The 24,367-nt window shown below is 66.0% G+C and carries 18 protein-coding genes; 7 read left to right on the top strand and 11 right to left on the bottom strand.

Annotated features, from left to right (window positions below; genetic code table 11):
* Positions 1 to 7: 7 nt before the first annotated feature.
* From H9638_RS10325 to H9638_RS10315, 3 genes are all read right to left on the bottom strand, one after another.
* Entirely contained in the window at positions 8 to 4,843 is a 4,836-nt protein-coding gene (locus H9638_RS10325; protein WP_191747090.1) for an NAD-glutamate dehydrogenase, read from the bottom strand.
* 88 nt (positions 4,844 to 4,931) lie between these two features.
* Positions 4,932 to 6,239 carry an AAA family ATPase gene (locus H9638_RS10320; protein WP_191747089.1) on the bottom strand — a complete coding sequence of 436 codons (1,308 nt, stop codon included), beginning with the start codon at positions 6,237 to 6,239 and terminating at the stop codon, positions 4,932 to 4,934.
* Positions 6,236 to 6,883, bottom strand: a complete 648-nt coding sequence (locus H9638_RS10315; protein ID WP_191747088.1) for a CpaB family protein — start codon at positions 6,881 to 6,883, stop codon at positions 6,236 to 6,238. The genes H9638_RS10320 and H9638_RS10315 overlap by 4 nt, the downstream gene beginning before the upstream one ends.
* 185 nt (positions 6,884 to 7,068) lie before the next feature.
* Here H9638_RS10315 and H9638_RS10310 point away from each other — a divergent pair, with 185 nt between their 5' ends.
* Complete coding sequence (locus H9638_RS10310) at positions 7,069 to 7,299, top strand: helix-turn-helix domain-containing protein (protein WP_191747087.1); 231 nt, start codon at positions 7,069 to 7,071, stop codon at positions 7,297 to 7,299.
* Between the two features lie 104 nt (positions 7,300 to 7,403).
* On the opposite strand, the gene H9638_RS10305 is transcribed toward H9638_RS10310, so the two are convergent.
* Positions 7,404 to 7,955: a hypothetical protein gene (locus tag H9638_RS10305; RefSeq protein ID WP_191747086.1), complete on the bottom strand. Its 552-nt coding sequence runs from the start codon at positions 7,953 to 7,955 to the stop codon at positions 7,404 to 7,406.
* A gap of 226 nt (positions 7,956 to 8,181) precedes the next feature.
* On the opposite strand from H9638_RS10305, the gene H9638_RS10300 reads away from it, so the two are divergent.
* Entirely contained in the window at positions 8,182 to 9,009 is an 828-nt protein-coding gene (locus H9638_RS10300) for a LysM peptidoglycan-binding domain-containing protein (RefSeq protein WP_191747085.1), read from the top strand.
* A 24-nt stretch (positions 9,010 to 9,033) separates the two neighbouring features.
* Entirely contained in the window at positions 9,034 to 9,594 is a 561-nt protein-coding gene (locus tag H9638_RS16860; protein ID WP_318241849.1) for an Rv3235 family protein, read from the top strand.
* A gap of 3 nt (positions 9,595 to 9,597) precedes the next feature.
* Here H9638_RS16860 and secA read toward each other — a convergent pair whose 3' ends face one another.
* The 7 genes from secA to mtrA form a co-directional block, all read right to left on the bottom strand.
* Positions 9,598 to 12,351: a preprotein translocase subunit SecA gene (gene secA, locus H9638_RS10290; RefSeq protein ID WP_191747084.1), complete on the bottom strand. Its 2,754-nt coding sequence runs from the start codon at positions 12,349 to 12,351 to the stop codon at positions 9,598 to 9,600.
* Between the two features lie 90 nt (positions 12,352 to 12,441).
* Positions 12,442 to 13,653, bottom strand: coding sequence for a winged helix-turn-helix domain-containing protein (locus tag H9638_RS10285; protein WP_191747083.1), 1,212 nt, complete (start codon positions 13,651 to 13,653; stop codon positions 12,442 to 12,444).
* 29 nt (positions 13,654 to 13,682) lie between these two features.
* Positions 13,683 to 14,408, bottom strand: a complete 726-nt coding sequence (hpf, locus tag H9638_RS10280; RefSeq protein ID WP_191747082.1) for a ribosome hibernation-promoting factor, HPF/YfiA family — start codon at positions 14,406 to 14,408, stop codon at positions 13,683 to 13,685.
* A 200-nt stretch (positions 14,409 to 14,608) separates the two neighbouring features.
* Positions 14,609 to 15,430 carry a ComF family protein gene (locus tag H9638_RS10275; protein WP_191747081.1) on the bottom strand — a complete coding sequence of 274 codons (822 nt, stop codon included), beginning with the start codon at positions 15,428 to 15,430 and terminating at the stop codon, positions 14,609 to 14,611.
* A gap of 167 nt (positions 15,431 to 15,597) precedes the next feature.
* The gene (locus H9638_RS10270) at positions 15,598 to 17,322 is read right to left on the bottom strand and encodes an LpqB family beta-propeller domain-containing protein (RefSeq protein ID WP_191747080.1); all 1,725 of its coding nucleotides are present in this window, start codon (positions 17,320 to 17,322) and stop codon (positions 15,598 to 15,600) included.
* Entirely contained in the window at positions 17,315 to 19,036 is a 1,722-nt protein-coding gene (gene mtrB, locus H9638_RS10265) for an MtrAB system histidine kinase MtrB (protein ID WP_191747079.1), read from the bottom strand. Before mtrB ends, H9638_RS10270 begins: the two co-directional genes overlap by 8 nt.
* A 19-nt stretch (positions 19,037 to 19,055) precedes the next feature.
* The gene (gene mtrA, locus H9638_RS10260) at positions 19,056 to 19,733 is read right to left on the bottom strand and encodes an MtrAB system response regulator MtrA (protein WP_191747078.1); all 678 of its coding nucleotides are present in this window, start codon (positions 19,731 to 19,733) and stop codon (positions 19,056 to 19,058) included.
* A 334-nt stretch (positions 19,734 to 20,067) separates the two neighbouring features.
* Between mtrA and H9638_RS10255 the strand changes: the two genes are divergently transcribed.
* The 4 genes from H9638_RS10255 to H9638_RS10240 are packed head-to-tail and all read left to right on the top strand — an operon-like array spanning position 20,068 to position 24,364.
* On the top strand, positions 20,068 to 21,396 hold the full coding sequence (locus tag H9638_RS10255) for a glycerophosphoryl diester phosphodiesterase membrane domain-containing protein (protein ID WP_191747077.1): 1,329 nt from the start codon (positions 20,068 to 20,070) through the stop codon (positions 21,394 to 21,396).
* 6 nt (positions 21,397 to 21,402) lie between these two features.
* A complete protein-coding gene (locus H9638_RS10250; protein WP_191747076.1) occupies positions 21,403 to 22,089 on the top strand; it encodes a DUF4129 domain-containing protein in 687 nt (228 codons plus the stop codon).
* A complete protein-coding gene (locus tag H9638_RS10245) occupies positions 22,086 to 23,354 on the top strand; it encodes a DUF4350 domain-containing protein (RefSeq protein ID WP_191747075.1) in 1,269 nt (422 codons plus the stop codon). The genes H9638_RS10250 and H9638_RS10245 overlap by 4 nt, the downstream gene beginning before the upstream one ends.
* Complete coding sequence (locus H9638_RS10240) at positions 23,351 to 24,364, top strand: AAA family ATPase (RefSeq protein ID WP_191747074.1); 1,014 nt, start codon at positions 23,351 to 23,353, stop codon at positions 24,362 to 24,364. The genes H9638_RS10245 and H9638_RS10240 overlap by 4 nt, the downstream gene beginning before the upstream one ends.
* Positions 24,365 to 24,367 lie beyond the last annotated feature (3 nt).

The raw sequence follows: 24,367 nt of genomic DNA, 5'->3' as shown, positions 1-24,367 counted from the left end.
AACTCCGTCAGCGCCTGACGATCGAGCGCAGCAGGCGCAGGGCAACCGACAGCGAAGCCATGTCATCCTGTTCCAGCTCGTTGACCTCGGCGAACATCTTCGTGGCCCGTTCCAGGTTCTCGGAGTTCTCACGCTCCCAGGCCTCCAGCCGTTCCACCGGATCGCCCTCGGCCAGGGACGGTGTGGCCTGCAGTGCTGCCACGGTCATGTCCGCGACAGTTGAATACAGGTCATCCCGAAGCGCGGCCCTGGCCAGTGCCTGCCAGCGGTCCCCCCGGGGCAGCTTCGTAATCCGCTCCAGCAGATCGTCGATCCCGTAGCGGTCGTACACCGCATAGTAGACAGCGGCGATGCTCTCCACCGGCTCCTCGACCTGGCGGCTTGCCAGGGCAACGTCGAGCAGTCCGTAGCTCTCGAATTGTTCTGCCCAGTAGGAGCCGAGCCCTTCCGGGAGGTCCCAGGCAGCGGCCTTTTCCATCGCGGCTTCCACGCGTTCGCGGTCCCCTCCGCGCATGAAGCGCATCAGGTCCTTGCGCAGCGGTTCCACGATCGGCTTGAACGCCGCGATGTCCTCATCAATGGAGCTGCCACTGCCAACGTGGTTCACGAACCAGCGCACGGCACGGTCCAGCAAACGCCGCATGTCGAGGTGGATGGTGGTCCAGGTTTCCGTGGGGAAGCTTGCCGGCAGCTCGCCCAGCGCAGCAACGACGTCGTCAATCGCGTAGATCTCCCGCAGCGCGCTGAAGGCGCGGGCCACTGTCGCCTCGCCGGCGGAGGTCTCCTCCATTACCCGGAAGGCGAAGGTGATGCCGCCGATGTTGATCATGTCGTTGGCCACGACCGTGGAGATGATCTCCCGGCGCAGCGGGTGGCTGTCCAATTGGTCGTCGAACCGTTCCACCAGCTGCTTGGGGAAGTACCTCCGCAGGGTACCGCGGAAGTACGGGTCATCGGCCAGGTCCGAGGCAGTCAGCGCCCTGGACAGTTCGATCTTGGCGTACGCTGCCAGGACGGCGAGCTCAGGAGCCGTGAGTCCGTGTCCGTCAGCCAGCCGGGCCCGCAGCTGCTCGTTGGTCGGGAGCGCTTCGAGTTGGCGGTCCAGCCCGGCACGCTCTTCAAGCCAGTCCATCAGCCGCTCGAAGCTGGGGCTCCACTCAACAACGTGCTGCCGGTCGTTCAGCAGCAGCATGTTCTGGTCGATGTTGTCCTGGAGCACCAGCCGGCCGACTTCGTCGGTCATGGAGTGCAGGAAGTCCGAGCGTTCCGCCGGATCGAGCCGTCCTGCTGCGACCATCCGGTCGACGAAAATCTTGATGTTCACTTCGTGGTCGGAGCAGTCCACCCCGGCGGAGTTGTCGATCGCGTCGGTGTTGAGGATGACACCGGACAGTGCAGCCTCGATGCGCCCGCGCTGGGTCATGCCGAGGTTGCCGCCCTCACCAATAACCTTGGCCCGCACGTCCCTGCCGTCGATGCGGATTCCGTCGTTGGCTTTGTCTCCGACTTCGGCATTCGTCTCGGCAGAGGACTTGATGTAGGTGCCGATGCCGCCGTTGTACAGCAGATCGACGGGCGCCTTGAGGATGGCCCGCAGCAGTTCCGGCGGGCTCAGCCGGGTCACTCCAGCGTCCAGCCCCAGGACTTCGCGCACCTGGGCGCTGACCGGAATGCTCTTGGCCTGGCGCGGGTAGACTCCGCCGCCTTCGCTGATGAGCGATTCATCGTAGTCAGCCCAGGAAGAACGCGGGAGTTCGAACAGCCTGCGCCGTTCAGCATGGGACCGCGCAGCATCCGGGTTGGGATCCAGGAAGACATGCCGGTGGTCAAACGCGGCCACGAGCCGGATGTGCTCCGAGAGCAGCATTCCGTTACCGAAGACGTCGCCGCTCATATCGCCCACGCCAGCAGTGGTGAAATCTTCGCTCTGGGTGTCGACACCAAGTTCGGAGAAGTGCCGCTTGACTGATTCCCACGCACCCCGCGCCGTGATGCCCATGGCCTTGTGGTCGTAACCGATTGAGCCGCCGGAGGCGAAGGCGTCGCCCAGCCAGAAGCCATATTCGGCGGAGAGCGCATTTGCGGTATCGGAGAAGGACGCCGTGCCCTTGTCGGCAGCGACGACCAGGTAGCTGTCGTCGCCGTCGTGCCGGACAACCCGCTGCGGCGGAACAATCTGCTCGCCGCCCTCCGTAACCACCACATTGTCAGTGATGTCCAGCAGGCCGCGGATGAAGGTGCGGTAGCTTTCCTTGCCCTCTTCCATCCAGGCGCCGCGGTCCTCGGCAGGATCAGGAAGCTGCTTGGCGTAGAAGCCGCCCTTGGCTCCGGTCGGGACAATTACGGCGTTCTTCACCGTCTGCGCCTTGACCAGGCCCAGGATTTCCGTGCGGAAGTCCTCCCGCCGGTCCGACCAGCGCAGCCCGCCGCGGGCCACCTCGCCGAAGCGCAGATGGACGCCTTCCACCCGGGGTGAGTAGACCCAGATTTCGTACTTGGGCCGGGGGAACGGGGCTCCGTCGATGGATTCGGTATCGAGTTTGCTGCTCACATAGGACTTGCCCTGGTAGAAGTTGGTCCGCAGGGTTGCCTCAATGAGGTTGGCGAACGTGCGCAGGACACGGTCGGCATCCAGGGTGGGGACCTGTTCCAGGCCTGCCTCGAGCTCGGCCCGGGCCGCTTCGAGTTCGCCGCCGCGCTGGGCGTCTGCGGTGTCCGGGTCGAACCGCGCCCTGAACAGCCGGACCAGTGCAGCAGTAACCCGCGGGTTGGCCATCAGGGTGTCGGACATAAATCCGTAGGAGTTCGTGTTGCCCATCTGCCGCATGTATTTGGCGTAGCTGCGGAAGATCACGACCTGCCGCCAGCCAAGGTTCTGGCCAAGGACGAGCCGGTCAAACTCATCCGATTCGCTGGCTCCCGAGCTGCCGGCCCGGAAGGCCTCCGCGAGCAGGTTGCCGGTCTTCAGGGGATCCACGCCTGCGGGATATTCCAGTCCGAAGTCGTAGAGGAAGAGTTCGGCGCCGTCCTGGCGGCGGATCTCGAAGGGCCGCTCATCAAGCACTTCGAGTCCGAGGTTGTGCAGGAAGGGCAGGATCTGGGTCAGGGACCGCGGCTCCAGCAGGTATAGCTTCAGGCGTGCATCGGCGCCGTCAGCGGAGCCTGCCGGGGTGTAGACAAACAGCTCCGGCGCGGTATCGGGGTTCTGCAGCCGGTCCTCGAACCGGGCGATGTCCTCGAGGGCATCCTCGACCTCATATGCCACCCGGTAATCCATGGGAAAGGCTTCGCCCCAGAGCGCCGAAAGCTGCTCCGACTGCTCACGGTCGAACTTGCCGCGGAGCACCTCATTGATGCCCTCGGGCCAGGAACGCGTCGCACTGACCAGCCGGCGTTCAAGTGCCGCGGCGTCGACGTCGGAAATTTCCACTCCCTTGGGCAGGCGAATGCGGAAGAAGAGCCTCGCGAGGGCCGACTCCGTCAGCCGTGCTTCGTAGTCGATTGATTCGGCATTGAACGTGGAGCGGAGTTCGTCCTGGATGCGCAGGCGGACTGAGGTGGTGTACCGGTCACGCGGCAGGAACACCAGTGCGGACATAAAGCGGCCGTAGACGTCAGGGCGGAGGAAAAGCCGGGTCCGGCGCCGTTCCTGCAGCCGCAGGATGCCCCGGGCTGTTTCCAGCAGGGCATCGACCTCGATCTGGAAGAGCTCATCACGCGGGAAGGTTTCCAGAATGGCCAGAAGGTCCTTGCCGGAGTGGGAGTCGGCCGGGAAACCGGCACGGTGCATCACGGCCTTCACCTTGTCCCGCAGGATGGGGATATTCCGGACCGAGCCTGTGTAGGCTCCGGTGGCGAACAACCCGATGAACCGGCGCTCACCGTTGACATTTCCTTGCTCATCAAAGCGCTTGACACCGATGTAGTCGAAGTAGGACGCGCGGTGAACCGTCGAACGCGAGTTCGCCTTGGTGATGACCAGGGCACGCTTTTCGCGTGCCTTTGCCTTCCCGGCAGCCGTCAGGTGCTGGACCTTGCCGGCTTCGGAACTGCGGCGGAGCAGTCCGAGGCCGGTGCCGGACGATGCGCGAAGCACGTCCTCCCCGTCTTCGTTGGACAGGTCATATTCGCGGTAGCCCAGGAACGTAAAGTTGCCGTTGTCCAGCCAGGTCAGCAGTTCACGTGCCTGCTGCAGGTCCGGGATGTCCGAGGCCCCGGTAATCGAATCGAGCCCACCCGCGATTTCGTGGACCTTCGACCGCATACCGGCCCAGTCCCGGACGGCGATGCTGACGTCCGCGAGGACCCGTTCCAGTCCATCGATCATGGCAGCGCGGCGGTCTGCGTCGGTCAGCCGGGGAACTTCGACGGCAATCCAGGATTCGATCCGCGCAGTCTGGTTCTCCCCGCCCAGCAGGCCTGAGATGTTCGGCAGCGCCGCAGTGTCACCACTGGAGACTCCGGCAGCCGAAGGCACCCTCCTCACCTTCTGGAGGGTATCGGTTTCCCGGTCGCGGGCGGCCAGGAACGTGGGGTGGACCACGAGGCGGATGCCGCTGTTCTGCCGTACGATTTCCGCGGTAACTGAGTCGACCAGGAACGGCATGTCATCGGTGACGATCAGGATGACGCTGGCATCGCCCTGATCAAAGATATTTACGGCCGCCGTGCCTTCGGGGCGGGTCCAGGCCAGGGCGCGGTGCTCTTCCGCCCGCTCCCTGAGGACCTCCTGCGGGTACAGCTCGGCGTCCTCAGCCGCCAGATGCTCGTAGTAGTTCCCGATGAACTCCTCAAGGGAAGTACTCGAACTGGAAAGATCCGTGGTGTTGGACCCAGACGACATTTAATACGCCTCCGAAAATCGCCGTTTGGTACGAACCGCCCCATTGCGGCCCGTTTGTTACGAGCCTATCTCGTTGGCAATGAAAAGTTTATTTTGCTCCTGCCTTCCGGCTCCTGCGGTTTCTGCGGCGGGTTCCGGCCGGAACGTTGGCCAGTGCTGCGATCGCTGTCCGAAGGGACGAAGCCGGCGCAGCCTCAAGAAGGGCAGCGCCGGCGAGGAGTGCTGCGTCAGCTGCGTCCCAGTCAGCCGGGAGAAATGCATCAATTTTCCCGGGGCCGTAACGCTCCCAGGCCTGGCTGAGCTGGCGTTCAGGGCCCCGCCCGGCGGCGGAGCGCCGGACTTTGTTGAGTACCACCAGCGGGGCTGCGCCCGGCACCGCGGTTTCCAGCTCCCCCAGCGCCCTGACCAGGCGTGGAACGCCGACTGGGTCCGCAGCCCCCACCGCGTAGATGGTGTCGGCGTGCTCCAGTGCGATCAGTGTTGCTGCGTTTCGACGCGGCGCCATGGTGTCGAAGCTCAGTTCCTCGTCTGCCTCGACACTGAATCCGCAGTCCACCACGATTATGTCGGCGGCCCCGCGGGACTGTTCCAGGACGCGGGCCAGCGCGCTGCCGCGGATCTCCAGCCAGCGGTCTGACCGGGTGATGCCGGTCAGGACCATCATCCGCTGGCCTTTAATGTCCACCGACAGCCCGGCGCCGGTCAGCGACGCCGGGTCCAGCAATCCCTGGTCGGCCAGCCGGCAGGCCTGTGCCACCCCCGCGGATTCCCCGGTGAGCCCCAGGGCGGCGGCAATGCTTGGCGCATAGGTGTCTGCATCGATGAGGAGAACCCGGCTCCCCGCGGCGGCCGCTTCCGCCGCGAGGTTCAAGGCGAGGGTGGTGCGTCCCGGTGCTCCGGCAGGGCCCCATACGGCCACCACAGTGCCCCGCGTGTCCGGGGGCGGCTCCGCCGGTTCCGCTTCATGGCCCGCCAGTTCCCACCGGCGCAGGATCTCAGCCGGGTCCGCGAGGGAGGATGCGCTGCCGCGGGCCGTAAAAAGTTCCTCCTGTCCTGCCACGGCTTCGGCTACCAGGGCCGCGAGCGCGCTGGATTCCAGTGACCGGGGCGCATGCTGGATGCCGAGTGTTTCCAGCCGCGCCCTCGACTCCTCGTCATCCGCGAGGACAACGAGTGCAACTCCTGACGCGGCGAGGCGCTCGGCCAGGCTTGCGGTCAGCTCCCCGGCGTCGTCGTCAACAATTGCGGCCCGTGCCATTCCGCTTTGGCAGGCGGCAATGAGTTCCGTGAGTTCCCCGCAGCGGCGGATGACGGTTACCGGTCCCTGCAGCCGCTCCAATCCCTGGACCAGCTCTGCGGTACCGGTGCCTGAAGTCACGATGGGAATGGTGCTCATCCGGCTGAAGGATTCGGTACGACGGCGATTTTCGCCTGGTTGGAAAGGGCACCAAGGAGCCCGGGCAGATCCGGATCCTCGACGAGGACCAGCAGCCGGGTCGAGTCCGTTCCGGCAATAACCGACTCGGAGACCGAGAGCTCGGAGATTTCCGCGGCTTCCAGCAGGCGCCTGGGTTCGCTGAAACCATTTCTGCCGTCCGGCAGCGATGCCCAGACATCGATCCGGTCGCCAGGCTTGATCCCGGACGGAAGCGGTGTTTCGACGTCCAGCCCCAAGGGCTTTCGATCAAGCCGGTCCGCCGTGGACAGATCGCCCTGGGCTATGAGTTCGCCCTTTCGGATCAGTCCCCCGGCTACCGCGTTTTCCGGCAGCGGCTCATCTGCGGCCAGATACGCCCCGGCGACGTCTCCGAGCCGGACTGAGACCACGTCGAAATCCGCGGTTTGCAGCGGTGTCCCCACAGGCAGGTCACGTCCTGCTGTCCACACCTTGGTGGTCTGGTCCTGGCTGGACATCAGCGCGGTGACCCCGGCCACCGATCCGAGGACCAGCAGCAGTCCCAGCAGCAGCCTTGGATCCTTCCACGACGGTTTCTTGAGACGCTGGACAGGCGCTGCGGGCGCTGCCGTCTTGAGACTCATTTTTCCCCCTGTTTGTGCTCCTTCTGGACACCCCGCGGAGTGTTGGACGCCATTGTGACGTGGAACGTGCAGGATGGGAACGGGTGGCAGCACGAAATTGTGGATAACGTGCGCCGGGCTGACGGCGCGGTGGCAGACTAGGGCAGCAGCGGCAGATTGCTGGAAAGGGTTCGATGGTGGGCACCATGACGGAGAAGCGGTTCCTCACCCTCGCCGATGTTGGCGAGGTCCTGAATATTTCCTCGTCCCAGACGTATGCCCTGGTCCGGTCGGGGGAACTGCCGGCAATCCAGGTCGGTGGAAGGGGACAGTGGCGGGTGGAGTCAGCCAAGCTGGAGGAGTACATTGCCGGTGCTTACCGGAAGGCCGCAGCCGCCCGGTCCTCGCTGCCGCTGGATGAAGCGGCAGACGCCTAGCACCGCGGCTCCCCAGCCACCCCGGCCCTGGGAACGGGATCCGACGCTGTCGCTGTCCCTGTCTCTGTCTTAGTCTTACCGATGTCCCTGCATCCGGCTGACCGTCAGTGACGCGAGCTGACGGCGGCGATCTCCCGGAGCGGAACCACCGCAGCTGTCGCAACGTTGTCCCGCCGCCGGGCTTGGCCTGTTTCGAGGACGGCCAGCTCCAGGAAGTCCCTGCCCACCCTGTCGATGCTGCCGTACACGGTGCCGGACAGTGCGCCGCGCAGCTGCAGGTGAACCGGATACCGGTCCCTGGCAAGGCCCCTCAGCGCAGCCAGCAGCCCCAGCTTCACCGTTGCCTGGTCGGGCAGAGCGAAGCGGTCCATGCCCTCGACCATCCGGACGGCGTCCAGCGGCACCAGATGCATGCCGGCAGCACTCCGAAGCAGAAGCCAGCCGGACCCCATTTGGGCCAGCACACCTGTCAGCGGCTCAGCGGATGAGTCCAGATGCACCTTGAGCGTCCGGCCCACCTGGCCGCGCAGCCGGTCCGCGAATTGGATGGCAGCGGATTCGCCGCGTTGCCTGTCTGCGATTTCCGCCTCCCGGGCAGACTGCCCGGCGGCTGCCAGCTGGGCTTCCAAGTCCGCGAACAACGCTTCCCATCTCATCGGGAAAGGCTAGCGCAGGTTTTTCCGCCCACTCTGGACAGTCGCGGAATACCTGTGTAGTAAAAGACATCAATCGATCCGAACACAGCCAAAATGCATCAAATGAGATCAAAAAGCTCAGTTGAAGCCAAGCAAACTAAATCCCGGCAAATCGGATAAACGGTCGGGAAGTGCGACAGGGGCCAGCGGCAACGCTGTCTCAAGACGGCGAAGGAGGGGCACCACCGTGAGACGGCATCTCGAAGACGTGTTCCAGGCAGTTGGTGCGGTATTGGCCGGGCTGATCCTGTTGTTCTCCGGTATCCAGCTGCGCTCCGGCGGCCTTTCCGCCGATGTGCAGCCCGTTTATTCGCTGGGCGACCTGCAGCACGCCGCCGGCTTGGCGGCTTCCGCGGTGGGCCTGCTGGTGCTGGGCTGGTGGACCTTGGGACTCGCTGCTGCTTTCCTGTCCGCGGTCCTTGCCCGGTGTGGACGTGTACGGGCTGCCGGTGCATTCGGACGAATAAGCCCAGGGTTTCTCCGCCGTCTTGCTGCCGCTGCCCTCGGCGTCCAGCTGATGGCCGCTCCGGTCCCGGCAGCCCTGGCTTCGCCCCCTGCCCAGGCTGGACAGACGATGCCTGCCGGCGCCACCCAGCCAACACAAATCACTGGCTATGGCAGAACTAAGGGTCAGGAGCCGGCTGAGGTTCGGAACGCAGCCGTAGTGCAGGGAACGGCGGTGGACCCCCGGTGGCAGCTGGAACCCGCCGGCGGCGGCGGCGACTCCGCAGCCGTGGATCCGGCGTGGAAACCCGCAGCTGATCCGGTGCCGCCTTCGTTCCTCGTCCCGCCTGGACTCCGGGCAGAAACTCCGTCCGGGGAGAGCGTCACGATGATGGCAGGTGACACCCTCTGGGATTTGGCGGCGGCGCAGCTTGGATCCCTTGCGACTGTGGCCGAGGTCGCCGAGCTCTGGCCCCGGTGGTACGAGCTGAACCGGCTGGCAATCGGCCCGGACCCGGATGTCCTGCTGCCCGGCCAGATCCTCCTGGTCCCGCCCTTGCCCGCAGGCTAGGCACTTTCGGAAAGGAATAAGCCCGTGACAACCGTGATCATCCTTCCCGTGCCGGGAGAACTTCCCGCCCACGAAGCGGCCGGCCTGGCCCGCGCCAGCGGGGAGCCCTTGCCCGTTCCAGCGCCCCGGCCTCCCGTGTTCGGCACCGTTCCGGGACAGGCGCCGCCCGTCGTTCCCCAGCAGCGGCCCGCCGAGGTCCGCCCCCTTCGCCCGGACCCCCTTCCCGCAGGGGCCAACTGGACCAGTTCGCCGGATGACGACGCGCGGGTGGAAGCCATTGCGCGCTCCGTCACCGTCGGCGCGCTTGAGGTTCTGGCCGGAGTCCGTCCACTGCAGCAGATGCTGAGGTGGCTCGACCTTGCAGAGTTCGAGCGGCTGCAGCTGCGGGCCAACCTGGTGCGCGGACGCAGCGATCTCCGGCTGCACCGCAATGTCCGGGTGCTCCGGGTCCGGGTCTGTCCCATCTCAGCGGGCGTTTATGAGGCCTCGGTTGCCGCCGCCGAAATGACCAGAGTCCGCGCTGCAGCCCTCCGTCTGGAGCTGCGGCGCGGACTCTGGAAGGTCACCGTGCTGGAAATCGGCTAAGAGCTACTTCCGCTTCTTCTTGGACGCGGACCGTGCGTCCTTGCGCGAAGTGGCCTGCGAGCCTGGCACCGTCCCGCTCTTCTTGGCGGGTGCAGTGCGCTCGATCCGGGTTTCAGCCTGCCCCTGGCTGTTCGGGGCCGAGAACTGCAGGCTCGCCGGCTGCTCCGGGGCCTCCAGCCCTGCGGCCTTGATGACCGGTGTGCCAACAACTCCGCGGGCATCCTTGACTCCCTGCAGAGCTTCGGGAACGGCAGGCTGGCTGACCTGCACCTCGACGTTGAAAAGGTAGCGGATGCTCTCTTCGCGGATGGCCTCCATCATGGTCTGGAACATGACGAAGCCCTCGCGCTGGTACTCAACGAGGGGGTCGCGCTGCGCCATGGCGCGCAGGCCGATGCCTTCCTTGAGATAGTCCATCTCGTAGAGGTGTTCCTGCCATTTGCGGCCGATGACCGAGAGCACAACGCGTCGCTCGAGTTCACGCATCGCCTCGGAACCCAGGGCATCTTCCCGTGCCTGGTAGGCCAGGCGTGCATCGGAGAGGATTTCGTTGACCAGGAAGTCCCGGGTGAGGTCCGACTTGCTGCCGGCTTCATCGATGACCTCGTCGATCGTCAGACCCACGGGGTACACGATTTTCAGGTTCTTCCACAGGGTGTCGAGATCCCAGTCGTCCCCGTGGCCCTCGGCTGTGGCGTCATTGACGATCGCAGTGATGACGTCCTCGAGGAAGAAACCGATCTTTTCCTGCAGGTCGTCGCCTTCCAGGATCCGCCGGCGGTCACCGTAGATGGCTTCACGCTGGCGGTTCAGGACGTCGTCGTACTTCAGGACGTTCTTGCGCTGTTCGGCGTTGCGTCCTTCCACCTGGCCCTGGGCGTTCTGGATTGCCTTGGACACCAGCTTCGATTCCAGTGCCACGTCGTCGGGCATCGAAGAGCTGTTCATGATGCGTTCCGCCGCACCCGAGTTGAACAGGCGCATGAGGTCGTCCGTCAGCGACAGGTAGAACCGGGACTCGCCCGGATCTCCCTGGCGGCCGGACCGGCCGCGCAGCTGGTTGTCGATGCGCCGCGATTCGTGCCGTTCGGTGCCCAGCACGTAAAGGCCGCCCAGCGCGCGTACCTCGTCGTGTTCGGCGGCCACAGCGGCCTGCGCTTTCTCCAGCGCGGCAGGCCACGCGGCTTCGTAAGCTTCGGGGTTCTCTGCCGGATCCAGTCCGCGGCTGTTGAGCTCGGCGACGGCGTTGAACTCAGCGTTGCCGCCGAGCATGATGTCGGTGCCGCGGCCGGCCATGTTCGTGGCGACGGTGACGGCGCCCTTCCGGCCGGCCTGCGCCACGATCGCTGCCTCACGGGCATGGTTCTTGGCGTTGAGCACTTCATGCCGGATGCCGGCCTTGGCCAGCTGTTTGGAAAGATACTCGCTCTTCTCAACGCTGGTGGTGCCGACCAGCACCGGCTGGCCCGAGGCATGGCGTTCCGCAATGTCCTTGACGACGGCGTCGAACTTCGCGACCTCATTCTTGTAAATGAGATCGGGCTGGTCCAGGCGTGCCATCGGCTTGTTGGTGGGGATCGGCACTACCCCGAGCTTGTAGGTGCTCATGAACTCGGCGGCCTCGGTCTCGGCGGTGCCGGTCATACCGGAGAGTTTTTCGTACAGGCGGAAGTAGTTCTGCAGGGTGACCGTCGCCAGCGTCTGATTTTCGGCCTTGATCTGCACCCCTTCCTTGGCTTCGATGGCCTGGTGCATGCCTTCGTTGTAGCGGCGTCCGGCCAGGATGCGTCCGGTGTGCTCATCGACGATCAGCACCTCGCCGTTGAGGATCACGTAGTCCTTGTCCCGCTTGAACAGTTCCTTGGCCTTGATGGCGTTGTTCAGGAAGCCGATGAGCGGGGTATTGGCGGCCTCGTAGAGGTTGGTGATGCCCAGGTAGTCTTCGACCTTTTCGATCCCGGCTTCCAGGACGCCGACGGTGCGCTTCTTCTCGTCAACCTCATAGTCCGTGTCGAGGGAAAGCCGCTGGACGACCTTCGCGAACTCCGTGTACCAGCGGTTCACGTCGCCGCTGGCAGCACCGGAAATGATCAGCGGGGTCCGGGCCTCGTCAATGAGGATGGAGTCCACCTCGTCGACGATGGCAAAGTTATGGCCGCGCTGGACAAGCTCGTTGGCACTCCAGGCCATGTTGTCGCGCAGGTAGTCGAAGCCGAATTCATTGTTGGTTCCGTAGGTGATGTCAGCGGCGTACTGTTCCCGGCGGGTGGCCGGATCCTGGTTCGCCAGGATGCAGCCGGTGGACATGCCCAGGAAGCGGAAGACGCGTCCCATCAGGTCTGACTGGTACTCGGCCAGGTAGTCGTTGACGGTGACGACGTGCACGCCCCGGCCGGTCAGGGCATTGAGGAAAGCGGGTGCGGTGGCGACCAGGGTTTTACCTTCACCGGTCTTCATCTCGGCGATGTTGCCCAGGTGCAGGGCTGCTCCGCCCATCATCTGCACGTCGAAGTGCCGCATCCCGAGGGTGCGTCCGGCCGCTTCGCGGACCAGGGCGAAGGATTCGGGCAGCAGGTCGTCCAGGGACTCACCGTCTGCGTGGCGTTCCCTGAGCTTGTCCGTCTCGGCACGCAGTTCGGCATCGCTCATGCCCTTGAACTCGTCCTCGAGCACGTTGATCGCGTCGGCGTAGATCCGCAGTGTTTTCAGCGTTTTCTTGTCACCGGTGCGAAGAACTCGTTCGAGAAGTGATGCCACTGATTTGCTCCCAATCTAGTGTTGCCGTTTTCTGGCGTCCCCAGTCTACGTGAGAGACGTCCGGCAGGTCGCCTCGGTTCCCGGCTCGGGTTAATCACGGTTAACTGCCAGTTTAAGGGCGGGCGCAAGGTTGCCCACAGGTCTTACCATAACCTCTGAAAGGCCCAGCCACTGTGCCATCAGCGCTAATTCCGCGGCAAGCTCAACGTCGGTGTTTCCCGGTGCCTCCGGCTCGAGGTGCGCGGACTGGACCAGCAGCACTCCCCCGGCGCGGTCCGCTTTCAGGTCAACCCGGGCCACAATCCGGTCGCCGAGCAGGAACGGCAGCACGTAGTAGCCGTACCGGCGTTTGTGTGCAGGCGTATAGATTTCGATCCGGTACTCGATTCCGAACACCTCCTGCAGGCGCCGCCGATCAAAAACCAGGGAGTCGAAGGGACTCAGCAGGGCCCTCCCCCGGGCCTGGCGCGGCGTGGTCGCCTCAGGGTGCAGGAACACCGGCCCCTTCCACCCGGCGACCTCGATTTCCTCCAGCCGGCCTCCGGCGGTGAGGGTCCTGGCCGCCGCGAGTGTGTCCCGCACCGGCAGCCGGAAATAGTCCGCGAGCGCGTTGGCTGTCGCGGCGCCGAGGGACCGCGCGGCGGTCTCGGTCAGCCGCAGCAGGGCCTCGGTGCGGTCCGGGCTCTCCAGGGCTCCGGCTCCGTGCGGGTGTATGGCTCCGGTGGGTGCGTACAGCCGCTCAAACTGGGCGCTGCGGCCGGCGGAGGTGATGATGCCCTGTTCAAAAAGATCCTCCAACACGCGTTTCACCGCACTCCAGTTCCAGCCCCAGGACTTGGCCGCCGCCGTGCTGGCCTGACGGCCCAGCAGCGCCTCAATCTGCCGGGCGCTCAGCGGATGCTTCTGCTCAAGCAGATCCAGAACAGCAACAGACACTTCTGCACGCAGCTCCTGCGGCAGGTCCCGGGCACTCATCCAGGTCCGGCGCTGCCATACCCGCAGATCGGCGAACAGCTCCGGCCGGATGTAGCTGGCTTCGTGTGCCCAGTACTCGACCATCTTCCGGGGATGCCTCGAGGACATCCGATCCAGCAGGGCACGGTCGTAGGATCCCAGCCGGGAGAAGAGCGGCAGGTAGTGGCTGCGCGTCAGGACGTTGACCGAGTCAATCTGCAGCAGTGCCAGTGCATTAAAAACGCGGCCCACCTGCCCTGCGGTAGGGCTGGCGGGCCGCGTCGTGGCTAACTGCTGCGCACCGAGGACGGTGCGGCGGGCCTGGTCCGGGGTCAAGGCGGGAGACATGCCCCTATCCTAGGCAGGCCCGCCCGGGGTCAGGCGGTAGCCCGTACCTCCCCGGGAACGGGAGCTCCATCCCGGTAACCACGCAGTTCTTCACGGATCTCCTCAGTGCCTTCGGCGCACTTGGAGTCCAGGGTGATCACGCCGTACGTCCAGCCCTTGCGGCGGTAAACCACCGAAGGGGCGCCAGTGGCGGAATCCACGAACAGATAGAAGTCGTGACCGACCAGCTCCATATTGTCGACGGCGTCGTCAAGGCTCATGGGGGTGCCCGGGAAAACCTTGCGGCGGATCAGGACCGGACAATCACCGGCCTGCTGCTCCTGGTCGGCTTCGTTGCCGTCCACTGGTTCGTTTTCCTTCACGGCGAACTGGTCGGAAAGAGGTTCTGTGCTGCTGACCGGGTCCAGGCCGGCCGTGGCTACCCGGACCGGAACCGGGGTGTGCCGGCCGTGGTGTACCTTGCGCCGGTCACTGGCACGGCGCAGACGCTGCAAAAGCTTGGCGTAGGCGAGGTCAAAAGCCGCAAACTTGTCCGCGGAGGAAGCCTCGGCCCGGACTACGGGTCCTCGGCCGACGACCGTCAATTCCACGGTGAGGGAGCTGTCGGCTTCGCGGATGTTCTGATGCTTGGTGACTCGGGCGTCAACCCGCTGCACCTTATCTCCGAGGTTCTCGACCTTGCCGATCTTGTCGGCGGCGTATTGACGGAACCGATCGGATACTGCAACATTGCGTCCGCTGATCATGAATTCCATGGTGCCCTCCAATATTCTTCGGTGACACAACAACGGCCGCTGCCAGTTTCCTCCGCGGCCGCTGCCGCAGGATTGCTCCTTTGCTTGAAGCAGTCCATATCCAACACGTTAGATCACACCGGAGGTTAATTCATCTTCCGGTCTTCCGCGCTGCGCGGAAGAGTCTTTGCCACCCGGACGCAGCCGCCCGCAGCGGCACATTATTCCCTCCGCGACGGAGCACGCGCGGCGGCAATGACGACGGCACCGGCCACCTCGGCTCCGGCTGCGCGCAGGGCACGCACGGCTTCGGCGATCGTGGCTCCGGTGGTGAGGACATCGTCAGCGACCAGCACCCTGACCCCGTGCAGGCTTCCGGGTCCGCCGGCACTCATGGTGCCGTGGACATTCTTCCGCCGTGCCCTGGCGCCCAGGGCCTTTTGCCCGCCGGGACCGCCGGGGCCGCGGGCAGCCCAACGCATTGCCAGCGGCAGGCGCCGGTAGCCCAGCAGATACCCAATCCGTATGCCCCGGGGCAGCAGTCCGCGGTGATCCGCTGCCTGGAGAATCAAACGCAGCGGATCATAGCCACGCCGGCGCCGTGCTCCGGCGCTGCCGGGCACCGGAACCAGCACCAGTGGTCCGGACCCCGTGTCCGGGTGGGCGTGGAGCGCCCGCGCCAAAGCCGAGGCCAGGACCACCTTGAGTCCCGTGGATCCGTGGTTCTTGCAGGCGAGCAGCACCCTGGCCAGTCCGGACCGGTAGTACCCGGCGGCGGTTACCGGCAGCGGCTCGAAGTCCCCGCCGGGATCTGCGTCTGCGGACCGCGGCGGAAGGAGTTCAGCTTCGGCCGCCGCGTTGAACGGATGCAGCGTACTGTGCCGCAGGTTGCCGGCACAGGGCGGGCACAGGGGTTCGTCAGGCAGGCCGCAGACCACGCAGGCCACTGGCAGCAGCACGGCTCGCAGTTCCCTGCCGGCCTGCAGCAGAAGCTCGGCGGCGGGGCGGGTGAGCCAGAGCTCCAATCTGTCCAGAACGATCATGCCCCCAGCATCGGGCGTCCCGTGCCGGGCACCGGCGGAAGAGAGTCTCACAGGGGACAACGGCGGCAGGTATCCTCCAGTCCAGCCGGTGTGGAGGAAGAGTGTGAGGTGCAGGAAGTGCTGCTGGAACAGACGCGTATCCGTGCCGGAGGGGTGTGGGCGGAGCCCTATCCGGGGAAGGCCGGATCCCGAAGGCCGTCGATTTCCTTGATCCAGCCGTTGCCAAGTTTCTTGTAGACCGCGTCGGGGGTCTGAACGAACAGGTCCTCCGCTCCGTCACCCCCGCTGAGCCCGAAGCTCCCTTCCCAGGGGGCCAGGACACGGTTCTCAGCGGCCAGGTCCAGAATCACCGGGGTAAGCGCCTCATCCTGGCCCTTTTGGAGGGCCGCCACTTCGGTCTCGCCGACCCAGACCGCAGTCGTGACGGGATCCGCGGTCCATAGTTCGAACGGCGTGGTCAGCGTCTGCGGCGTCCCGTCCGAAGAACGCACGACGCCAGAGATCAGGACACGGCTGGCGCCGCCCTGCTCCACCACGAGGAGCGCCCGGGCACCGTCCCGCGAGATCCGCAGGTCACGCACGCTCATATCAGCCAGCCAGGAAGGCGTGAGGCCGGCAGGATTGGCTGCACGCAGATCCGGTCCCACGGCAATCAGCTTCGATCCCCCTCCGCCGTCCTCTCCGCCTGAGGCCGACCAGATCCAGCCTTCCGGGTCAATGCTGGGACCGCTGAGGCTGCTGCCCGCCGCCACAGGTGCCACGTCCTTGTCCGGACCGGTCACGAGCAGGGTGCTCCGGTCGCCGGACAGGAAGGCGATGGTCGCCAGATCGACGGAGACCGCCGGCTCCCGGGGGGCAAATTCCGAGACATCGGGAAGGTTCGCTATCGGCAGCGCCTGGCGGTCGCGGAAGAACGTCAGTTCTTCGCCGGCGACTGCCACCTGGGTGTTGCCAACGGAGGGATCCTCCTGGACGGGAATCAGGTCACTGCTTTCCGGTCCCAGGTCAACGGGCCGCTGGTTCACTGTCATCTCGACGGAGTTCACGTTGTTGAGCTGGCGGAGGTTCTGTTCCAGCTGGAGGGCCATCTGCTGCCTGCTCAGATCGCTGGAGTCTTCCAGTACCTCGGCGGAAAAATCGACCGAGGCAACACCGGAAACGACGGGCACCGCGTCCCGCGCCAGCGAGGTTTCCGCCGGGAAAGCGCTGGTGACTGCGCCCTGCAGGTAGGATGCCGGACCAGCCAGCATCGCATTGACCACCGAGGCAGCCATGCCGGAGCGCTGGACGAACCAGCGGGTATCCGGAACCCAGTAGCGGTAGGTACTGGAGTAGAAATAGAGATTGTGGGCCTGGAACACCGTCGGGAACATAACGTCGGAGATCATCACGCCGTTGGGAATGCCGCTGATCCTCCACTCTTCGTCTGCGTTTTGGGCCAGCCGGACCTGGATGGTCTCGGTGGTGCCCGGAGCGGACTCGGTCCGGACACCCTTCGCGTTAACGGAGGCCACAACTTCAAGCTGGATCTGGAAAGCATTGGGTTCCGGGAGCGGGACGACGTTGGGATCAGCCCCGTAGATGACCACACGTTCGCTGGGCACCCAGGAGGCCGCCAGCTCGGCCGTGAGGAATTCACGCGCGGCACTGTAGTCCTCAGCCGCGCCCACGCCGGCGGTAATGAAGCCGTCGATGATCTCCTGCGGGCCGGCGTCCTCTGCGGGTCCCGGCGGGCTGTAGCTCAGCTGGTTGGAGAGCGCACTTCCGCCGGCGCTGGCGGTAGCGGTGCCCACTGGGCCGACGGTGGGGATGGAGGAACATCCGGCCAGGAAAAACAGGGCGGCGATCAGGAACGCGAGCGTTGTGCCGGGAGCGGCCGGTTTCCTAGCCATGGGTATCCTCCTGGGCGGCACGGGGTGGTGCGGACAGTGCACGGGGAGCTGCCGGCAGCGGCACGTCCTGCGGCGAGAGCGGAACCGGGGAAGCCGCGATGGTGCCGCCATGCCTGCGCGGCAGGGTGAGCCGGAAGCAGGCTCCCTCGCCCAGGCTCCCCCAGGCTTCCAGCCAGCCGCCGTGCAGGCGGGTGTCCTCGGCCGCAATGGCCAGCCCCAGCCCGCTGCCTCCAGTGGTTCGGGCGCGGGCCGGGTCGGCCCGCCAGAAGCGGTCAAAAACACGCGCGGCTGCATCGTCGGTCATTCCGATGCCATAGTCGCGCACGGCCACCCCGACGGCGTCGGCGTTCGTGGCGACGGCGATTTCGACCGGCTTGCCCTCGCCGTGTTCGAGCGCGTTCACCACCAGGTTCCGCACAATCCTCTCGATCCGCCGCGGATCGGCGTCAACGACCACCCTGTCTTCACGGCAGACGACCCGGACCTCGGAGCCGTTGTTCAGGGCCAGCGGCTCGGTTGCTTCCACCACGTCCCGCACGATGCCCAGGATGTCGGCCGCTTCGAGGTCCGGCTCGGCAGCGCCGGCGTCGAACCGGCTGATCTCCAGCAGGTCGGCCAGCAGAGCCTGGAAGCGTTCCACCTGGTGGTAGAGCAGTTCCGTGGACCGTTTGCTGATCGGGTCGAAGCCTTCGCGGGCGTCGTAGAGAACCTCGGCTGCCATCCGAACCGTGGTCAGGGGCGTCCGGAGCTCGTGGGAGACGTCGGAAACGAAGCCCTGCTGCATCCGGGAGAGCTGGGCAAGCTGGGTGATCTGGTCCTGCAGGGTGGCCGCCATGTGGTTGAACGACGCGGCCAGACGGGCTACTTCGTCCTCGCCCTTGACCTCCATCCGTTCCTGCAGCTCACCGGCGGCCAGCTTCTCGGAGACGGACGCGGCGGCGCTCACGGCGCCGACACCGGCCTTGGTCACCACCCAGGCGATGGTGCCGATAATCACCAGCAGCAGTCCACCGGCGATCCACAGGATCCCATGAATGTCATTGAGGGTCTGCTGCATGGTGGAGAGGTCATAGATCAGGTACAGCGCGTATTCGGAGCGGTCCGGGGGCAGGGTGACCTTTGTGCCGAAGGCAAGGCCGGGCTCGCCGTGGGCCAGCGCCAGCGCCGACCAGTAGACGACGTCTTCCCCCTCCGGGTCCAGCCCCGCAACGGACTCCGCGAGTGGCGCCGGGATGCCGCTGGCGGTAATGCCGTCGCCCAGCGGTGAGACAAAGAGATTTTCCTGCCCGGGCAGCGGGGTGAGGAGGTACCGCCGCGGGGTTTCCGCGCCTCGGCCCTCGAGCAGCGAAAGGGTGTTGGAGACCAGCCGTTCGGTGCCTTCCCGGTCTGTGGCCGCCGTGGTGCGGAAATTCTCCTTAACGCTGCTGAGGCCGGAAGTTGCTTCAGCCCGGAACTGGGTCAGGCGTTCCTCGTACAGGGCACCGGCAATCTGGTGGGAGAGGAACGCACCGATTCCGCCGCAGGCAACGATGACCAGGAGCAGGGTAGCCAGCACCGTCTTGAATTGCAGGGACCGCCGCCAGCGGACCGCAATCCGCGCGATGGTCGCCCGGTTGACGGCGCCGGCCGCCCGCCGGAGTGCAGACACCGCGCGGGTTCTGCGTTCCCTGCGTGTTTTTCCGCGCGCAGGTGTGCTGCGCGGCTCCGCTGCCATGGAGGCGGCGGAGCCGGGACTAGTTTTGGCCGGCTTTGTAACCGACACCGCGGACCGTCAGGACGATTTCGGGAGCTTCCGGATCACGCTCGATCTTGGACCGAAGCCGCTGCACGTGCACGTTCACCAACCGGGTGTCGGCCGCATGCCGGTAGCCCCAGACCTGCTCCAGCAGCATCTCCCGGGTGAACACCTGCCAGGGTTTGCGTGCCAGGGCGACAAGGAGATCGAACTCCAGCGGAGTCAGCGCGATGCGCTCGCTGCCGCGGGCGACTGAATGCCCTGCAACATCAATACTGATCTCCCCGATGGAGAGGGTTTCCGGGGACTTGGAATCCACCGGGCGCAGGCGTGCCCGGACCCGGGCGACCAACTCGGCCGGCTTGAAGGGTTTGGGTACGTAGTCGTCGGCACCCGATTCCAGTCCGCGGACGACGTCGGCGGTATCGGATTTGGCGGTCAGCATGACGATGGGAAGGTCTGATTCGGCCCGGATCTGGCGGCAGACTTCGATTCCGTCCATCCCGGGCAGCATGAGGTCCAGCAGCACCAGATCGGGCTTCGAGCCGCGGAAAATCTCCAGCGCCTGGGCGCCATCAGCGCAGAAGACGGGGTCGAAACCGTCGTTCCGGAGCACAATGCCGATCATTTCGGCCAGCGCTTCGTCATCGTCTACGACCAGTATCCGTGCCTTCATGCTTCCCAGTTCCCCACTACTTCCCGCCCCGGTTGGGCATTGGACGCCCCCGGCTGCCGCGCAACGTTCCCTGGCGCCAGGCTTGCTGATTCCGTCGGTCCGGCCATGCCGTCCCAGGGATATGCCGGGGACGAGCGGCCGGCTGCGCATAAAAATACGCGTGCTGCCGGGTCCTTGCTGGAAGGAGCCGCAGTACGCCGGAATAGCCCATGGTATCCCTATCACCCCGGCGGGCATATTTTCGCCACGGCCTGCCGGGTCCCGGTCAGCGCCCGCAGAAACTATAGTCGGACTAGGAGAAACAAAATGATGTACCGAAAAGCGGGGGCTGCGGATGAGTCAGGATAATCACAACGAACCGGATCCCGGTGCCGCGGCCGACGCCGAAGCACCCCAGGGAGCACCCGGTCCCGGCACGAACCGGCCATCCGTTCCCCAGCCTCCCTGGGGCGCGCAACCGCAGCAGCCTCAGTGGGGCCAGCAGCCGCAATGGGGGCAGCAGCCGGGCTGGGGACAGGTCCCCTACGGTCCCCCGGCAGGTCAGGCTCCGGGCTGGGGACAGCCACCCTACGGGACTGGCCCCTTTGGTGCACATCCCGCGGGCGGGCAGTACACTGCACCGCCCAAGCCGGGTGTTATCCCCCTCCGTCCCCTGGGGCTAGGCGAGATTCTGGACGGTGCGTTCCAGGCGTGCCGGCGCAACCCGGCGGCCACCTTCGGCACGGCGATTCTCATCCAGGGCGTGATCGCCGTCCTGACCGTTATTTTTGGGCAGACCCTGCTGGGCCCCCTTGCCAGCCTCGACATTGAATCGGAGCTGACCGACGCCGAAGCGCTTTCGCTGGGCGCCACAGCCCTGACCGGGGGCACCGCGCTGACCATCCTGTCCGTCGTCGGGCTTCTCGGCATGCAGGGCCTGCTGGTCATTCCGGTGGCCCGGGCGATCCTGAACCTCAAGACCGGCTTCGGGCAGACCTGGCGCCTGGCCAGGGGATCGCTGCTCCGCCTGGCCGGCCTGTCACTGCTGCTCCTGGCAGCATCGGCGGTGGGCATCACCGCCTTCGTCTTCAGCGTCGTCTTCGTCATTGAATTACTTGGCGCTTCCGGTGTCTTCCTGACTGTTCTTGGCGTCCTGGGCGTCACCGCCGTGTTCGCCTGGCTGTCCGTGAAGCTCGCACTGGCCCCCGCCGCGCTGGTCCTGGAACCCCGCGGTGTTTTCGCCGCCATCGGCCGCTCCTGGTCACTTACCCGGCGCAACTGGTGGCGCACCTTCGGGATCCTGCTGCTCACCAGCCTCATCGTTTCGATCATTGTTTCGGTGATCAGCACACCGATCACCATGCTCATTACGCTGTTCGCGTCCTTTGGGACCCCCGACGCCGCGGCCGGTGACTTCTCCTCACTGGTCCCGGTGCTCGTTTTGACCACCGCCGTGTCCACCCTCTTCGGTGCCATCGGTTACGCGTTCCAGTCCACTGTCACGTCCCTGCTGTACATCGACCTGCGGATCCGGCGGGAGGGCTTCGACATCGCGCTGATGAAAGACCAGGAACTCGCCGGAACAGATTCGCCGGACACCGTCCCGGGCCGCGCCGCAGATCCAGGCTCCGCCGCCGGATCTCAGGGTCCGTGGCCCGGCAGCCCGGCCAGCGGTTCCGCTTAGGCGGCCGTGACCGTGTTGACGGCGGCCGATACGGTGCTGCGTTCCGAAGTGCCCGTGGCTCCTGGCCCCGAGGAAGCCCGCGGCTGGCTTGAAACGGAACTTTCCCGGGCGGAATACCGTGAGGCACAGCCCGGGCTCGCAGAACAGCTGCTCAGGACCGTCCTGGAATGGTTCGGGGAGGTTCTCTCCAGTATCCAGGGGATCGGAGCCACGCCCGGAGTGCTCCTCCTGGGACTCGGCGCCCTGCTGGTAATCGTTTTGGCGGTCCTGGTGATCCGGCCGCGCCTTAACGCCCGGCGCCACCGTCCGGGGTTGTTCGAGGAGAGCGCAGCCGAGCAGGACGCTGCATCCCACCGCCGTCTGGCCGACACGGCCGCCGCGAACGGAGACTGGGATACAGCGCTGGCGGAACGTCTGCGGGCCATCCTCCGGACGGCGGAAGAACGGGTCATTCTGGACCGCCGGCCCGGACGGACCGCCCGCGAAGCAGGTGCCGGACTCAGCGCTGTCTTTCCGTCGGCAGCCGGAACCATCCTCTGGCTCAGCGGCCGCTTTGACGAGGTCCGCTACGGCCGCGGGCGTGCCAATGCCGCAGATGCCGCCCGGGCGCAGCAGCTGGACCTTCTTCTCCTGCAGAGCCAGCCGACGGCCGGTGCCGGGCAGGCGCAGCCGTACCTTGCGGTGCCGAAATGAACGGAACTCCGCTGGACCCCGCACCAACGGGAACGCCGGTTCAAGAAGCCGGTGGACCGCAGGGATTGGAAGAACCGGCAAGCGCCGGTCCGACAGCGGAATCGCTCCCCGCTGCCACCCCGGGCGGCCTGCGCGCCAGGCTCCGCGCCTGGCGGCTCTGGATCATCCTGGCGCTGGTTCTTGCTGCCACCGTCACGCTCGGGCTTCTCACCGCTTCGGGCGGCAACCAGGGTGCACTATCTGCCGAAAACCCCGCTCCCTCCGGCGCCCAGGCCCTGGTCCGCGTCCTGCAGGACCAGGGAGTCGACGTCGTTGTGGCCGATGACCATGCCGCCGCCCTGGCCGGACTTCAGGCCGGTGACGCGACGCTCCTGCTCTTTGATCCCAACGAATACCTGGACCGCGGCCAGCTCGCCGAACTGGGGACCGCAGCAGCGAAAACGGTCCTGGTGGAACCGACATTCGCGCAGCTGGCGCAGCTCGCTCCGGACATCGCCCAGGCCGGCCTGATTCCCCAGGACGTCCTGGACAGCAATGCCGCGCTTCCGGCCGGCTGCGCGGATCCTGCCGCCCAGGCCGCCGGAAGTGTTACCCCGGGCGGCCTGGCCTACCGCGGTCCGGTTACCTGTTTCCCGGTCACCGGTGACGGTCGGCCGGCAGGACTCTACGCTGCGTCCGCAGATGGTACGGACACGGTCCTCGGCTTCACGGGGCTGCTGACCAATGAGGGCATCACCGGGGGCGGGAATGCCGCCCTGGCCCTGCAGACGCTCGGCAGCACCGGCACGCTGGTCTGGTACCTTCCGGTCCCCGCCGACATCCCGGCCGGCGCAGCTCCCGTTGATCCCCTCTCGCTGCTCCCTGACTGGGTAAATCCGCTGCTGGCCTGGGTGCTGGTGGTCGCTGCACTCGCTGCTTTGTGGCGCGGCCGACGGCTGGGACCGCTTGCCCTGGAACCCATGCCCGTAGTGGTCCGGGCCGCGGAAACCGCTGAAGGCAGGGCGCGGCTTTATCAGGACGGCAAGGCACTGGACCGGGCTGCAGCCAACCTGCGGGCAGCCACGCTCACCCGGCTGGCCGCCCGGCTGCGGCTTGGCGCCGGAACTGCGGCGGGCGCCGTCGTGGAAGCTGCAGCGCGCGCCACCGGGCGGCCCACGGCCGAACTGGATTACCTGCTCAACCGATACGTACCTGCAAACGACAGCGCCCTGGTGAACTGGTCTCAGGATCTGCTGGACCTAGAGGAAGAGATAACCGCATCATGACCCAGCACTATCCTGCGCCGTCCGGCGCCGTTCACACCGGCAGTGACCTGGCAGAACAGGGGGAAAATGCCCGCCGCGCACTGCACAGTGTCCGGCAGGAGGTCGCCAAAGCCGTTGTCGGCCAGGACGCAGCAGTGACAGGCCTGATCATCGCCCTGCTGGCCCGGGGCCATGTGCTCCTGGAGGGTGTTCCCGGGGTGGCGAAGACGCTGCTGGTCCGGACCCTGGCGGCCGCCTTGTCCCTGGACACCAAGCGGGTCCAGTTCACGCCCGACCTGATGCCCGGTGACGTCACCGGTTCCCTGATCTATGACGGCCGCACGTCGGAGTTCAGCTTCCGCGAAGGTCCGGTCTTCACCAACATCCTGCTGGCTGACGAAATCAACCGCACCCCGCCGAAAACCCAGGCATCGCTTCTCGAAGCGATGGAGGAACACCAGGTTTCGGTGGACGGCGTGTCCCGTCCCCTGCCGGATCCGTTCATTGTCGCCGCGACGCAGAACCCGGTGGAGTACGAGGGCACGTATCCGCTGCCGGAAGCCCAGCTGGACCGGTTCCTGCTCAAGCTGACCCTGGACCTGCCCGGCCGGGAGGAGGAAATCGAAGTCATCCGCCGGCACGGGGACGGCTTCGATCCCCGGAACCTGGCCGCTGCCGGCGTCCGTCCCGTGGCCGGCGAAGCGGACCTGCACCAGGCCCGGAGCGCGGTGGCACGGGTGGAGGTGTCCCCGGAAGTCCTGGGCTACATCGTCGATCTGGTCCGTGCTACCCGGTCCGCGCCTTCCTTCCAGCTCGGTGTTTCACCGCGCGGTGCCACTGCACTGCTGAACACTGCCAGGGCGTGGGCCTGGCTGTCCGGGCGGAACTTCATCACGCCCGACGATGTCAAGGCGCTCACCCTTCCTGCACTGCGCCACCGGGTGGCGCTGCGGCCGGAAGCCCAGATGGACGGGGTCAGCGTGGATGACGTCCTGGGAAGCATCCTCGCCACCGTCCCGGTCCCCCGGTAGACA

This window comes from Arthrobacter pullicola (assembly GCF_014836875.1).
Taxonomy (GTDB): domain Bacteria; phylum Actinomycetota; class Actinomycetes; order Actinomycetales; family Micrococcaceae; genus Arthrobacter_B; species Arthrobacter_B pullicola.
The sequence above is the reverse complement of the archived record's forward strand: the minus strand, read 5'-3'. Positions and strand labels throughout refer to the sequence as shown.

Bases quoted from the DNA above. Each gene is read 5' to 3' on its own strand.
- H9638_RS10325 (WP_191747090.1), bottom strand. From the start codon at position 4,843: ATGTCGTCTGGGTCCAACACCACGGATCTTTCCAGTTCGAGTACTTCC.
- H9638_RS10320 (WP_191747089.1), bottom strand. From the start codon at position 6,239: ATGAGCACCATTCCCATCGTGACTTCAGGCACCGGTACCGCAGAGCTG.
- H9638_RS10315 (WP_191747088.1), bottom strand. From the start codon at position 6,883: ATGAGTCTCAAGACGGCAGCGCCCGCAGCGCCTGTCCAGCGTCTCAAG.
- H9638_RS10310 (WP_191747087.1), top strand. From the start codon at position 7,069: ATGACGGAGAAGCGGTTCCTCACCCTCGCCGATGTTGGCGAGGTCCTG.
- H9638_RS10305 (WP_191747086.1), bottom strand. From the start codon at position 7,955: ATGAGATGGGAAGCGTTGTTCGCGGACTTGGAAGCCCAGCTGGCAGCC.
- H9638_RS10285 (WP_191747083.1), bottom strand. From the start codon at position 13,653: ATGTCTCCCGCCTTGACCCCGGACCAGGCCCGCCGCACCGTCCTCGGT.
- hpf (WP_191747082.1), bottom strand. From the start codon at position 14,408: ATGGAATTCATGATCAGCGGACGCAATGTTGCAGTATCCGATCGGTTC.
- H9638_RS10275 (WP_191747081.1), bottom strand. From the start codon at position 15,430: ATGATCGTTCTGGACAGATTGGAGCTCTGGCTCACCCGCCCCGCCGCC.
- H9638_RS10270 (WP_191747080.1), bottom strand. From the start codon at position 17,322: ATGGCTAGGAAACCGGCCGCTCCCGGCACAACGCTCGCGTTCCTGATC.
- mtrB (WP_191747079.1), bottom strand. From the start codon at position 19,036: ATGGCAGCGGAGCCGCGCAGCACACCTGCGCGCGGAAAAACACGCAGG.
- mtrA (WP_191747078.1), bottom strand. From the start codon at position 19,733: ATGAAGGCACGGATACTGGTCGTAGACGATGACGAAGCGCTGGCCGAA.
- H9638_RS10255 (WP_191747077.1), top strand. From the start codon at position 20,068: ATGAGTCAGGATAATCACAACGAACCGGATCCCGGTGCCGCGGCCGAC.
- H9638_RS10245 (WP_191747075.1), top strand. From the start codon at position 22,086: ATGAACGGAACTCCGCTGGACCCCGCACCAACGGGAACGCCGGTTCAA.
- H9638_RS10240 (WP_191747074.1), top strand. From the start codon at position 23,351: ATGACCCAGCACTATCCTGCGCCGTCCGGCGCCGTTCACACCGGCAGT.